This window comes from Kitasatospora sp. NPDC058965 (assembly GCF_042741245.1).
GTDB lineage: Bacteria > Actinomycetota > Actinomycetes > Streptomycetales > Streptomycetaceae > Kitasatospora.
Map to the genome: position 1 here is coordinate 1 of NZ_JBHYKG010000274.1, position 11,700 is coordinate 11,700.

At 73.9% G+C, this 11,700-nt stretch carries 13 protein-coding genes; 3 read left to right on the forward strand and 10 right to left on the reverse strand.

The window, feature by feature from the left end:
• Positions 1–97: 97 nt before the first annotated feature.
• Entirely contained in the window at positions 98–391 is a 294-nt protein-coding gene (locus ACFW1A_RS31695; RefSeq protein ID WP_380414933.1) for a hypothetical protein, read from the reverse strand.
• A 179-nt stretch (positions 392–570) separates the two neighbouring features.
• Here ACFW1A_RS31695 and ACFW1A_RS31700 point away from each other — a divergent pair, with 179 nt between their 5' ends.
• Entirely contained in the window at positions 571–1,089 is a 519-nt protein-coding gene (locus tag ACFW1A_RS31700) for a SigE family RNA polymerase sigma factor (RefSeq protein ID WP_380414935.1), read from the forward strand.
• On the forward strand, positions 1,086–1,766 hold the full coding sequence (locus ACFW1A_RS31705; RefSeq protein ID WP_380414937.1) for a hypothetical protein: 681 nt from the start codon (positions 1,086–1,088) through the stop codon (positions 1,764–1,766). The genes ACFW1A_RS31700 and ACFW1A_RS31705 overlap by 4 nt, the downstream gene beginning before the upstream one ends.
• Positions 1,767–1,829: 63 nt before the next feature.
• On the opposite strand, the gene ACFW1A_RS31710 is transcribed toward ACFW1A_RS31705, so the two are convergent.
• The gene (locus tag ACFW1A_RS31710; protein WP_380414939.1) at positions 1,830–2,933 is read right to left on the reverse strand and encodes a hypothetical protein; all 1,104 of its coding nucleotides are present in this window, start codon (positions 2,931–2,933) and stop codon (positions 1,830–1,832) included.
• 588 nt (positions 2,934–3,521) lie between these two features.
• Here ACFW1A_RS31710 and ACFW1A_RS31715 point away from each other — a divergent pair.
• Positions 3,522–3,659 carry a hypothetical protein gene (locus tag ACFW1A_RS31715; protein WP_380414942.1) on the forward strand — a complete coding sequence of 46 codons (138 nt, stop codon included), beginning with the start codon at positions 3,522–3,524 and terminating at the stop codon, positions 3,657–3,659.
• A 64-nt stretch (positions 3,660–3,723) separates the two neighbouring features.
• On the opposite strand, the gene ACFW1A_RS31720 is transcribed toward ACFW1A_RS31715, so the two are convergent.
• The 8 genes from ACFW1A_RS31720 to ACFW1A_RS31755 all read right to left on the reverse strand — a co-directional run bounded on the left by ACFW1A_RS31720 (position 3,724) and on the right by ACFW1A_RS31755 (position 11,666).
• The gene (locus ACFW1A_RS31720) at positions 3,724–4,260 is read right to left on the reverse strand and encodes a hypothetical protein (protein ID WP_380414944.1); all 537 of its coding nucleotides are present in this window, start codon (positions 4,258–4,260) and stop codon (positions 3,724–3,726) included.
• A 64-nt stretch (positions 4,261–4,324) separates the two neighbouring features.
• Entirely contained in the window at positions 4,325–4,858 is a 534-nt protein-coding gene (locus tag ACFW1A_RS31725; protein WP_380414946.1) for a GNAT family N-acetyltransferase, read from the reverse strand.
• On the reverse strand, positions 4,852–5,337 hold the full coding sequence (locus ACFW1A_RS31730) for a rhodanese-like domain-containing protein (protein WP_380414948.1): 486 nt from the start codon (positions 5,335–5,337) through the stop codon (positions 4,852–4,854). The genes ACFW1A_RS31725 and ACFW1A_RS31730 overlap by 7 nt, the downstream gene beginning before the upstream one ends.
• A 270-nt stretch (positions 5,338–5,607) precedes the next feature.
• On the reverse strand, positions 5,608–6,594 hold the full coding sequence (locus ACFW1A_RS31735; protein WP_380414950.1) for a phosphotransferase family protein: 987 nt from the start codon (positions 6,592–6,594) through the stop codon (positions 5,608–5,610).
• Positions 6,595–6,603: 9 nt separating this feature from the next.
• Positions 6,604–7,839 (reverse strand): hypothetical protein, encoded by a 1,236-nt coding sequence (locus tag ACFW1A_RS31740; protein WP_380414952.1) that lies wholly within the window; start codon positions 7,837–7,839, stop codon positions 6,604–6,606.
• 73 nt (positions 7,840–7,912) lie between these two features.
• Positions 7,913–9,169: an MFS transporter gene (locus ACFW1A_RS31745; protein ID WP_380414954.1), complete on the reverse strand. Its 1,257-nt coding sequence runs from the start codon at positions 9,167–9,169 to the stop codon at positions 7,913–7,915.
• Positions 9,166–10,485: a hypothetical protein gene (locus ACFW1A_RS31750; RefSeq protein WP_380414956.1), complete on the reverse strand. Its 1,320-nt coding sequence runs from the start codon at positions 10,483–10,485 to the stop codon at positions 9,166–9,168. The genes ACFW1A_RS31745 and ACFW1A_RS31750 overlap by 4 nt, the downstream gene beginning before the upstream one ends.
• Positions 10,486–10,520: 35 nt before the next feature.
• Complete coding sequence (locus tag ACFW1A_RS31755) at positions 10,521–11,666, reverse strand: glycine amidinotransferase (RefSeq protein ID WP_380414958.1); 1,146 nt, start codon at positions 11,664–11,666, stop codon at positions 10,521–10,523.
• Positions 11,667–11,700 lie beyond the last annotated feature (34 nt).

The window sequence follows — 11,700 nt, forward strand, 5'->3', positions numbered from 1 at the left end:
CACGAGACGGTCAGGACCGAGAACGCCGGCCGGTCCACGGCGTACGACGCGTAGCAGCGGGTCGGCCGACCGGGCCCGGCGGGCGGCGCCGCGGCCGTCAGTCCTGGGGGTACGCCGTCCGGATCCAGCGGGCGATGACGGCGGACAGGTCCGGGTCCAGCTTCGAGAGCCGGCGCAGCGCCGCCACGTCGCCGACCTCCAGCGGCACCTCCGCGGTGGCCAGCGCAGTCGCCAGGTCGGCCCACGAAGCGGCGTTCACCTCGATGTGCAACGTGTCGAAGAGCGTCCCGGCCAGGGCGAACGTCTCCGCGTCCGGGTCGGGGTCCTCCCCCGCCGCAGCCGGCGGCCCGGCCGGCGGGCACGCGGCCCACGCCGCACGGGGATCGGTCATCAGAGCGGGTTCACCATCACGGATCACCCTCTGCCCAACCGCGCACCCGCGCCCGGGGACACGCCCGGGGGCACCTGTTCACCCGGGCGGCCGAGCAGGATCCGGAACCGATCCCGATGGGGCGGACAACCATTCCCGACCGTCGGTGCATTGTTCTGTCCGAGAGGGGTGATGAGGCGATGCGTGAGCCCGCAGGGTTCCACGAGTACGTGAACGGGCGGCAGGCGTCCTTGCTGCGTTCGGCGTTCCTGCTCACCGGTGACCCGCATCTGGCACACGACCTCGTGCAGAGTGCTCTGGTGCGGGTGTGGCCGCGGTGGGAGCGGATCAGCCGGGTGGAGAACGTCGACGGGTACGTGTACCGGGTCCTGGTGACGACGTACGCGGGCTGGCTGCGGCGTCGACGCTGGCGCGCGGAGATCCCGCACGAGGACGTCCCGGACGGCGCCGTGGTGGCCGACCCGCAGACCAGTTCCACCGATCGCGTGGTCCTGACCGATGCGCTGCGCCGCCTTCCGCCGCGGCAGCGCACCGTCATCGTCCTGCGGTTCTACGCCGACCTGACGGAGGCCCAGACCGCCGAAGCGATGGGATGCACCGTCGGGACGGTGAAGAGCCAGACGGCCAAGGCGCTCTCCACTCTCCGCCGGCTGGCGCCGGCCGCGATGCTGTCCGAGACCCCGGGAGAGGTGGCATGAACGAACAAACCCATGAGGAGACAGTCCTCCGACAACTGTTGGACGAGACGGCAGCAGCCCTCCCCACCGGGGACACCGACCTGTTCGCCGGCGTCTCGTCCGGCGCTCGGCACCGCAGGCGCCGTCGGATCGCCCTGCTCGGTGCGGCCGGCGCCGTCGTCGTTCTCGCGGGCGGCGCGTCGGTCGCCACGATGGTGACGGACCGGCAGGACAGCACGCTGCAGGTGCGGGCGGGCGGTGTCGATCGACCGTGTGCTGCCCGGCTGGAGCCCTTGACCGTCTCTCGGCGCCCGGGCGTCGAGGAGGTCATCGTTCCGGAGTCCCCCGTGTCTGCCTGGGTCTGCCTCTACGACCGGACGTCGGCGACGGGAGCGTCGGGAAGCCCGGCAGGCCCGGTGCTCAGTGGCTCCGGAGGCCTGTCCGGCTCGCGACTGAGTGCGCTGGTCGCTTCGCTCGACGCCGCACCGAAGGGCGCCGTGCGGTGCGTCACTGACGCCCACACGGTCGCGGCCGTTCGGTTCGTCTACCCGAGCGGGCCCGACGTGGAGGTCCGCATCGGCGTGGACACCTGCCGCACTGCCTCCAACGGCAGCCGCGACGTCAACGCGACCGCGGTCACCGTCCCCGCTCTCCAGGACACGGCACGGCCGACGGCGACCTCGAACCCGAACCGGTGACGCCGACCCTGACGGGCACAGGACTCCCCCCGGTTGCCACCCGGGGGGAGTCCTGTCGTTCGGTCAGCCGAGCTGCGACACCGCACCCAGCTTCTCCAGGCCCGAGGACGACGCACTGACGCCCCAGTCGGTCACCCGGCCCGTGGCGGCATCGACCGTGATGCTCAGCTCGGTACCGGTGGGCGCGTTCTGGCCCTTCGGCGTCTTCGCCGACGGGACGGTGAACTTCCCGTCCAGCTGGATCAGGTACGACTGGCCGTCAGCGGCCACCTGCGCGCCGTTCAGGGCGTTGGCGGCCTTGCGGGTCGTCTTCACGTAGCGGCGGTTGGTCGCGTGGGTGTCGCCGGCCAGCGCCGCGAACTGGGTCGCGATCTCCGACAGGCGCTGGGGCGTTGCCGCCTGCGGGGCGGGCGCGGACTGCGGAGCCAGGTTGTGGCTGGAGCAGCTGTTGGTCTGGGCGTGGACCGACGGCCCGTTGGTCCACCCGGACAGCAGGTTGCCACTGGTGTTCTGCCAGGCGGCAGGGGCCCAGTTCCAGACGTTGTTCTGGCGGTACTGCCAGTTGGCGCTGTTGCCGACGATGGTGGTGTCCCGGGTGGTGACCTCCACGCCGTTGGCCGCGCTGCCGGCGTAGGCGCCCACCCCCGCCGAGGTGCCGATCTGGGAGCCGCCCAGGAAGACGTTCCAGTCCCCGGTGCCCTGCACGAAGTAGAAACTGACGTTCGTGTAGTTCCCGGTCGACGCGTCGCGGACGTAGTGCTCGTTGTAGCCGCCGCCGTTGGGCCGGGAGTCGGCCCAGTACCAGACGAAGCCCTGCGGTGCGCCCGGGGCGGCGTAGAGCGTCCCGGCGGTCATGCCCTCCTCGACCCAGAAGTCGTAGGCGTCGTAGTTGTTGTTCGTGGTCATCCACATCTCGTAGTCGGCGAAGTCGGTGGACCGGTTCCCGACCGAGAGGCAGTCCACCTCGAGGTCGGTGCCGATCGCATCCATCCAGACCGGGCCCTGCCCCGCGAGCGGCCCGAAGGCCCCTCGTGCGTAGCAGTGGCTGGCACCGTCCGCCGTGGGACAGCCGGCGACGGCACTGGCCGGACTCGCGGCCAGGACCACCGTCGAGGTGATCAAGGTAGTGCCGGCGGCAAGCAGCGCCGCCGTGCGGATCGAACGCATTTTCCCTCCCCATGGGTGACCCCAGTAGGCCCGGGCCTCGGGCCCGACCGACGCGGTCGCGCGGACCGGGGCCGCCAACGAGCATTCAGGCACTGTCCGTTCTCGAACAAGTGCCCCGGTCGGACCTGGCCGGAAGGGCTCGGAGGGTGGCCAAATGGTGCGTACAGAGGGGGAATTATGAGGGAAAGAAGGCGTACATATCCCTTCGTGCGGCCTTGGTGGCCGGTTTGCGCCGATTGATGAACTTGCCTGACTACCCGTCAGGTCCGGTCCTGTGAAGGCCCGAACAGCCATCCGCTGCTCTCCCGACGAACAACAGAAACGATCTTCGGGGGAAGACATGAGGCGTCTGTTCGGCCGACTGTTCACCGGGCTGTTCCTCGTCTGCAGCGGCACAGTGCACGTCGGGTCCGAGGTCTGGAGCTGGTCGCTCGACATGGCCGGCTCCGCGCCGCCGACGCCGGGGCCCGGCGACCGGCCGGACGTGCGCGCTGCGCAGGGCACGACTGCAACCGTCGCAGTACCTTCCGTGCCGCACTCGGGCTGCTCGGCGAGTGCGTGTGCGGCGCAGTGGCGACGGGCGGGGCGGTGCTCCTGGCAGGGGCGGGCCGGGCGTGGTGGGGCATCGAGGCGCCGGACTCCGACGCAGGGCGGGTCGGCCGGCTGCGACCGTACTGGATCGGCTGGTGGATCGGCCTGGGCCTGATCGCTGCCGGGAGCCTCTGACCATGCTTGTGGCCAACAATGCCTGAGCTCCCGGGCCCCACCGGGCGGCCGCCCTGACGGGGGCTCAGCGGGTCGGGGAGGCCGCGGGGCTCGTGCGGGGGATCGGGATGCCGGTGATCACCGTTACGCAGTCGGTGCTGCCGTCGCGCTCGTGGAGCAGGACCTGGCCCGGCGGGCAGCTGGTGGGGTGCGGGCGGACCCAGCTGATCGAGGGGCGGGGGCCCGGGTCCATGGAGGCCGACGGGGTGGTGGACGGCTTCGCCGCGGTGGTGCGGGAGGCCGGCGCGAGGGTGGTCGGCTGTCCCGGCGGGGCCTGGGTCGGTGCGTCGGCGGGCTGCAGCGAGGGGCTGGGCGACAGGCCCGCGACGGGGCTCAGGGCCGGCAGCGGTGCGGTGCTCGTGCTGGGCGGCGGAACCTCGCTGGGCGTGGGGTCGGCCGACTGCGGCGCGGGCGCGGCGGCCGGGGTCGGCCCGCCCTCCAGCAGCGCGAGCCCGCCGATGACCGCCAGGACGACGGCGCTCGCGCCGGCCACCAGGGCGACCGGGAGCCAGCGCTGGACGGCCGGTCGCACCGGCTGCTGCTCGTCATTGCTCTCCGACACCCGCCGGCCCCCTTGTTCGTTCGATCCGTTGTCCGCGACATGCGGATCGTAGCGAGCAGGTCGCTCACGGGCCCGGGCGGGTCGGTCCCGGCGGGGACGGCCAGGGGGTGGCCGGACCCGCAGCCGGGCGGGCGGGGAGCGTGAACCTGACCTTGGGCCGGGCCAGGGCCCCCGCGCGGGAGTAGAAGCGGATCGCGTCGGTGTTCCAGTGCGGCGTCTGCCACTGGAGTTGTGCGGCGCCGTGGGCCGCCGCCGCGTCCTGCACGGCGTCGAGCAGGGCGCGCCCCCATCCTGCGCCGCGGTGCTGCTCGCTGACGAAGAGGCAGTCCAGGTGGACGTGGTCGGCGGCCTGCCAGGTGGAGAACTCCCGGGAGTAGGTGGCGTAGCCGATCAGCTCGCCACCGTGGTCGACCACCAGGCACCAGGCCCTGGGCCGGTCCGCGAACAGCACCGGTGCCAGTCGCGCGGCCAGGTCGGCGGGCACGGGGTCGACCCGCTCGAAGGCGGCGTGGTCGGCGCAGAGTCGGGCGACCGCCGGCAGGTCGGCGGCGGTGGCCGGGCGGATCACCGCGGGCTTCGGGACGGTGTCGGTCAGCATGCGCAGGAGATGCCCGAGCGCGGGGCCGTCAGGTCGTCGATCGGGCGCTGCTCGGTGCCGGCGGCGGTGTCGTAGGCGAAGCCCTCGCGGACCCAGTACTCGAAACCGCCGAGCATCTCCTTGACCCGGTAGCCGAGCCGCGCGAAGGCCAGCGCCGCGCGGGTCGCGCCGTTGCAGCCGGGGCCCCAGCAGTAGGTGACCACGGTCAGCACGGGGTCGATCGACTGCGGCGCCAGCTCGGCGATCTGCGCGGTGGGGAGGTGCACGGCGCCGGGGATCCGGCCCTGGTCCCAGGCGGCCTTGCTGCGGGTGTCGACCACCACCACGCCGGGGGCGCCGGAGGCCAGGTCGGCGTGCACGTCGGAGACGTCGGCCTCGAACGCGAGCCGGGCGGCGTAGTGCGCGGCGGCCTCGGCCGGTGCGGCGGCGGGCACGCTCAGGACGGCGCCGACGATGGTGGCGGGGGTGGTGGCGGGCATGGGCAGTACCTCGTGTTCCTGCTGGTCGGGACGGGGTCCGGCGGGCCGCTCCGGGTTCCCCCGGTCGGCGACACCGCCATCCTCCGCTGCCCGGCCCCCGCCCCACGAGTGGCGTGAACGCCCATGGTCGTCAAGATTCCGCCACCCGGCCCGCCACTCCGGCCCGCCGCCGCCCGGGTGCGGGGGCCGGGGTCCGTGGCGCGCCGGTCGGCGGACGGGCTGTCAGACGGACGGGCTGTCAGGCCGACGGGGTGTCAGGCGGACGGCGTGTCAGGTCAACCGGTCCAGCAGCTCGCGCAGGTCCTGCCGGGTGGCCTCGACCTCGTCCGGGCGGTCGAGGCGGTGGCACTCCAGCAGGATCGCGGCGGTGTGGCGGGCCTGGTAGAGGAGGCGGCGCCAGTGGGCCTCGGGGGTGTCGGCGAGGGGGCCCCAGGTGTCCCAGAAGGCGTCGCGTTCGGTGCCGGGGCGGCGGGTGGCCATGAAGACGACCCAGTCCGCCTCGGGGTCGCCGAAGCTCGCGCGGTCGCAGTCCAGGACGCCGGTGATGGTGGGTTCGGGGGCGTCGGGCGAGACCATCAGGTTGATCGTCCAGAGGTCGCCGTGCAGCAGGCGGGGCTCGGTCACCCGGTCCAACACCGCCCGTTCCCGGTCGGCGAGGGCGGCGGCGGCCAGCACGTCCTTGGGGTCCAGGCCGACGTCGGCCAGGTCGGCGGCGACCTGCTCGAAGCCGGTGCGCACCGCCTCGCTCCAGCTGGCCGCGCCCGGGCCGGCCACCGGGCCGAAGTGCGGGCCGGACACCTGGTGCAGGGCGCGGGCGATGGTGCCCAGCTGGGCGAAGAAGGAGCGCCACTGCTCGCGCGGGTAGCGGGCCAGGCCCTCGGGCGCCGGCAGGCCGGGCAGTTCGGTCTGGAACAGGTAGTCCCGGCCCAGCAGGTGGTGGGTGAAGTCGGCGGCGAGGGTGCGCGGGGTGAGCGCGGCGATCGGTGCCAGGTAGGGCGCGGCGGCGTGCTCGTTGCGCATCAGCTGCCGCTCGCTGCCGAACTGCCGGGCGGGCTCGGGCGCGACCCGCAGAATCACCCGGCCGAGCTCGCCGAGGTCCACCCGGTAGGTGGTGTTGTACATACCGTCGCCGAGCTCGACCGCCGAGACCACGCGCGCCGCCGCGCCGAAGGCCCGCCGGCACATCGCCTCGATCAGCTCGGCCGGGACCGGCTGCTGGAACGCCTGCGGAGCGCGTTCGATCGGCTGGTACTCCATGGGTCTGCCTCACTCCTCGCCGGGCTGGTTGACCTTCAGTGCGGTGTCGACCACCTGGTCCAGGGCGGCCAGGCAGTCCTGTTCGGTGGGCGCGGCCACCAGGGCGGTGCCGATCCGGATCCCGGAGTTGGCGCGCATGTCGGGCATCGGCGCGCCCGGTTGGATCTTGATCTCCAGCTCCACCACGCCCGGGATCCGCTCGACCTGCGCGCGGGTGAGCCGGTTGGGCTGCCCGGCCACGGTCGGGATGTCGGTGAAGCCCACCACCTCGGTGCCCGCCGGCCCCGCCGGGACCGGCTCGCCGAGCAGCAGGTGCACGGCGGCGGCCCAGACATCGATGCCCAGCACCCGCCGGGTCAGCGAGCCGATGAAGTGGCCGCCGGGCCGGGCGGCCAGCTCGCCCGCCGTGAACTCCCCCGGTCCGCCGAAGAGTTCGAAGTGGAAGACGCCGTCGGTGTGGCCCAGGGCGGCGAGCGCGCGGTCGGTCAGCGCGGTCACCTCCCGGTACAGCTCGGGGTGCTGGTCGGGCAGCAGCGCCACGGTGGCGGTGGGCGTGCCCTGCTTGGTCTCGATCAGCGGCGAGCGGTAGCGGGAGAGCAGCAGGGCGGTCGGGCGGCCGTCGCGCACCAGGCCGTCGGCGTGCCACTCCGGACCGGCCACCCAGCTCTCGACCAGCAGGCGGCGGCGCTCGGGCGCGTCGGCGATCAGATCGGTGACCAGGGCGTCCAGCGCCGGTCCGTCGGGCGCCAGGGCCACGCCGATGGTCGCGGCGCCGGCGGTCGGCTTCACCACGTACGGCGCGGTGAGCCCGGCCCGGGCCACCGCCGCGCTCACCGGCTCGGGGCCGGCCCCCGCGTCCGGCAGCAGCAGCCAGTCGGCGGTCGGCACGCCGGCGGCACGCCAGGCCGCCTTCTGCACCGCCTTGTCCCGGCAGCGCAGGGCCAGTTCCGGATCGAGCGCGCGGGCGCCGAGCTGACGTCCGAGCAGGGCGGCCGGCACCATGCCGTTCTCCTGCACCGACACCACCGCGTCCACCCCCTCGGCGAGTGCGCCGACCTGGTGCAGGGCGGACCAGAGCGACTCCACCACCAGGTAGGAGTCCACCGCGCAGGCGTGCGCGAGCCGGTCGCGCAGCGCGGCGACCCGGGCGTGCTCGCCCCCTTCGTAGAGCAGGGTCACCCGGTGACCCCCGTCCAGCAGGGCCTGTACCGCCTCGGTACGGGCGCCGATCAGCACCACGTGCATGGTTCTTCCCCAATCGTCTGCGCTGACGCGTACTCGGCCCGCGGCGGTTCGTCCGGGCCGGTCGGGCGTTCGCTCAGCCCGTCACGGCCGCCCGGGCCGCGGGCTCCTGGCGCACCCGGTAGCGGGTGAAGGCCGGCAGCAGGGCGGCGACCAGGGCGGCCGCGCCGACCCCGGCCAGGCCGCCGCCGGTGACGGCCACGGTGGTGCCGGTCAGGGTGCCGGCCACCCCGGCGCGGAACCGGCCCAGCTGGGTGCCGCCGATCCCGACCACGTACTCCAGCGCGCTGATCCGGCCGCGCAGCCGGTCCGGCGTCACCAGTTGGACCACGGTCGAGTGCAGCACCACCGCGGTGGTGTCCGCGGCGCCCGCCACGGCGAGCAGCAGGACCGTCGGCCAGAGCGCGTGCACCGGTCCGAGCGCCGCCACCGCCAGGCCGTAGCCCGCGCAGCAGACCAGCGCGGCCCGGCCCGGCCGCTCGATCCGGCCGACCAGGCCCGAGCAGGCCGACCCCAGCACCCCGCCGACCGCGCTCGCGGCGGTCAGCAGGCCCAGCACGCCGGGGCGGGCGCCGAACCGCTCGGCGACCAGGGCCGGCAGCAGCGCGGTCGGCGAGGCGACCAGCGCCATCGACAGGTCGGCCAGGAAGGCGCCGGCCACCTCTCCCCCGCTCCGGACGAAACCGAGGCCCTCGCGGATCGCGGCCGCCCCCGGCCGGGGCGCGCCCGGCAGCGGCGGCATCGCGGGCAGCCGGGCGACGCCGTAGAGCGCGGCGCCGAAGCTGACGGCGTCCACCAGGTAACAGGCCCTCAGTCCCCAGCCGGCCGCCAGCAGGCCGGCGGCGGCCGGACCGAGCACCGCGGCCAGTTGCAGGGTCAGGGTGTTCAGCGCGGCCCCGGCGGCCAGCCGCTCGCGCGGCAGCAGCCGGGCCATGAAGGTGCGCCGGGCGGGCGCGTTCACGCTGCCGACCAGCGACTGGACCACCACCAGCAGGTACAGCACGGCCGGCGAGCGCAGCCCGGCCAGCGCCTGGGCGGCGAACAGCACCGAGACCCCGGCCTGCAGCGAGCTGGTCACCAGCACCAGCCGGCGCCGGTCCACCGCGTCGCCCAGGCTGCCGCCGAGCACCGCGAGGGCCAGGTTCGGCACCGCCACGGCCAACCCGAGCCCGCCGACGGCGGCCGAGCTCCCGGTCAGCCGGTACATCTGCAGGGCCACGGCGAACACGGTCAGTTGGCCGCCGACGGCGGACAGGCCCTGGCCGACCCAGAGCCGGCGGAAGGCCGGCGACTCGCGCAGCGGTCCGAGGTCCACCAGGGCGGCGCGGCTCATGCGGGGCGCAGCTGGCGGTCGAGGGCGAACAGGACGGCCTGCTCCTCGGCGGCGGAGCCGTGCACGATGCAGAAGTCGAAGCCGCCGCGGACGCCCGGCATGGGGGGCATCGCGATCAGCACCCCGCTGCGCCGGTGCGGGTCGAAGCGGACGCCGGCCTGCTCGGCGACGGCCAGGAAGCCGGGCAGGTCCATCGGCGGCCAGGCGGCGGGCGTGCGGTGCTGGGTGACGGTGCGCCGGGGCTCGTCGTGGGCCCGGGCCACCCGGGTGGCGATCGGGCCGTAGAGGTGCAGCGACCCGGTCACCCGAGCGTTCAGCTCGGTGAAGGCGAAGTCGCCCGCCCGGTCCACGATCGCGTCCGCGCTCAGGTGGCCGCGGTAGCCCAGTGCCCGGTACTGCTCGGCGAGTCGGGCGGCCGCGGCCAGCAGCCGCTCGCACAGCTGCGGCTCCAGCCGGTGCGCCGGCGTCGACTCGCGGACCAATCGGCGTTCCGCGTAGCCGAGTTCGCCGGTGGCGGTGTGCCGCACCCGGTCGTCCTCGGCGACGAACTCCGCGTAGACCGTGCGCGCCGCCGGCTTGAACTCCTCGATCACCACGGGGTAGTGGCCCTGTTGCGAGGCCCAGTCCCAGTGCTCGTCCAGGTAGGCCCGCACCCCGTCGGGGCCGGGGGCCAGCTGGTGCAGCAGCTTGGCGCCCACGTGGCCGGTGGCGTGCGAGGTGTCGCGCATCACCAGCTGGTTGCCCGCCCCGGCGCCGTTGTGCGACTGCTTGACCAGCACCGCCCCGGTGCCGTCCAGCAGGCGGGGCAGCGCCTGCTGCGCCTCGTACGCGGTGTAGCAGACCGCGCCGGGCATGATCGGCACCCCGGCCGCGGCGGCCAGCGCACGGAAGGTGGCCTTGCTGTTGGCCAGGTCGCCGCCGCTCTGTTCGAGGAAGTCGGCGCCCCCGACCAGGTGCCGCAGTCCGAGCCGCTCGGCCAGCATCGGCAGCACCGGGCTGGGCCAGCAGGAGAGCAGTTCGGTCACCTCCCGGTCGGCCAGGGCCTTGGCCAGCCCGGTGGTGAACTCCTCGTCCAGCAGGCTGTACGGGTCCACCACCTTGCCCCGGTAGCGGCCCGACGGCGGGACCAGCACGGCCAGGGTGTCCGGGTCGGTCCCGGTCAGCTCGGTGACGTGGCGCAGGAACGCCTCGTCCGGCTGCCCCGGCAGCACCAGCACGTCGCCGTCCTCGGCGAACCAGAGCAGCCGTTGCGAGTACGTGCGCCAGTCGACCCAGGAGAGCATCGGGTCGACCTCGTTGGCGATCAGCAGCTTCATCGGCCGCCGCTCCTTCCGCGTCGGATCCGCCTCGGTCAGTCCCGGTAGTCCTCGAGGGCGCTCTCGCGCACCGTGTCGAGGGTGAAGCAGTGGAAGCCGCCGCCGAACAGCCGCCGGTGGCGGTGCCGGACCGGGACGACGGTGAAGCCCTCGTGCTCCAGCACCTTGATCAGCTCGACGCAGGCCTCGTTCACCAGCACTTCGGTCGGGCTGACGGAGAGCACGTTGAGGTCGATGTACGGGGTGGTGAGGACCAGGTCGCCGTCGTCGTAGACCGGGAAGTGCGACTCGGAGGGCTGCGGCGGCACGATCACCTGCCAGCGGTTGAACGGCTCCGGCAGCAGGTCCCGGATGCCCTCGTGCCGGGCCAGGAAGGTCCCGGGGCGCAGGGCCAGCAGCATGCTGTCGATGTGGTTGTCGCTCATCCGGTGGACCCGGTGCACCCGGTGGGTGTCGCGCAGGTGCCGCTCCAGCCAGTCGCAGGCGGCCGCGTGGTTGGCGTTGGCGACGTTGACGATCAGGTCGCGGCCCAGCCGCAGGCACTGGGCGCCGTCCAGCATCATCTCGAACCCGACGTCGTACGGGGAGGGCTGCGGGTCGGCGATCGGCTCGGTGGGGCCGCCGAGGGTGGTCTCGGTGTCGCGGGCGTAGGACAGGTCGAAGGAGGCGTCGGTGAGGATCGGGCGCGGCATGGTGGTCCACTTGGCGCCGCGCTCGAAGTACCGGCCGAAGACCGGGGCCAGCAGCCGGGTCTCCAGGTAGCGCGAGCGGATGGCCGGCGGCGTCTCGATGATCTCGTCGCCCACGATCAGGGTGTTGTCGCGCAGGTTGAGCGGGGGGACCGGGGCGGCGGTCCAGCCCAGGCCGCTGATCGGCGCGGCGTCCGGGGGCAGCGGCAGCGGGCGGTGCACGGTCACGCCGAGCTCGGTGAGGGTGCGGGCCAGACCCTCGACGTCCTCGTTGAGCTCCTCGACGTACTGCTGCTTGATCGTCCAGGCCCGCTCGCCGACGGGGGCGGTGCGGCCCTGGTGCAGCCGCGGGTAGGCCCAGTCGGAGCGGAACAGGTTCTCGTGGAAGAACAGGTCGAAGGAGAGCTCGCGGTCGTGCGAGGTGTAGTTGGCGGCGGAGCCGACGATGATCTCCTTGAGCGGTGACCACTCGTCATGGCTGTTGAGCTGCATGGACCACTTCTTTCGTGCGAGGACGGATCAGGAG

Excerpts from the sequence above, each read along its gene's own strand:
- ACFW1A_RS31695 (WP_380414933.1), bottom strand. The coding sequence starts at position 391 with ATGACCGATCCCCGTGCGGCGTGGGCCGCGTGCCCGCCGGCCGGGCCG.
- ACFW1A_RS31700 (WP_380414935.1), top strand. The coding sequence starts at position 571 with ATGCGTGAGCCCGCAGGGTTCCACGAGTACGTGAACGGGCGGCAGGCG.
- ACFW1A_RS31705 (WP_380414937.1), top strand. The coding sequence starts at position 1,086 with ATGAACGAACAAACCCATGAGGAGACAGTCCTCCGACAACTGTTGGAC.
- ACFW1A_RS31710 (WP_380414939.1), bottom strand. The coding sequence starts at position 2,933 with ATGCGTTCGATCCGCACGGCGGCGCTGCTTGCCGCCGGCACTACCTTG.
- ACFW1A_RS31725 (WP_380414946.1), bottom strand. The coding sequence starts at position 4,858 with ATGCTGACCGACACCGTCCCGAAGCCCGCGGTGATCCGCCCGGCCACC.
- ACFW1A_RS31730 (WP_380414948.1), bottom strand. The coding sequence starts at position 5,337 with ATGCCCGCCACCACCCCCGCCACCATCGTCGGCGCCGTCCTGAGCGTG.
- ACFW1A_RS31735 (WP_380414950.1), bottom strand. The coding sequence starts at position 6,594 with ATGGAGTACCAGCCGATCGAACGCGCTCCGCAGGCGTTCCAGCAGCCG.
- ACFW1A_RS31740 (WP_380414952.1), bottom strand. The coding sequence starts at position 7,839 with ATGCACGTGGTGCTGATCGGCGCCCGTACCGAGGCGGTACAGGCCCTG.
- ACFW1A_RS31745 (WP_380414954.1), bottom strand. The coding sequence starts at position 9,169 with ATGAGCCGCGCCGCCCTGGTGGACCTCGGACCGCTGCGCGAGTCGCCG.
- ACFW1A_RS31750 (WP_380414956.1), bottom strand. The coding sequence starts at position 10,485 with ATGAAGCTGCTGATCGCCAACGAGGTCGACCCGATGCTCTCCTGGGTC.
- ACFW1A_RS31755 (WP_380414958.1), bottom strand. The coding sequence starts at position 11,666 with ATGCAGCTCAACAGCCATGACGAGTGGTCACCGCTCAAGGAGATCATC.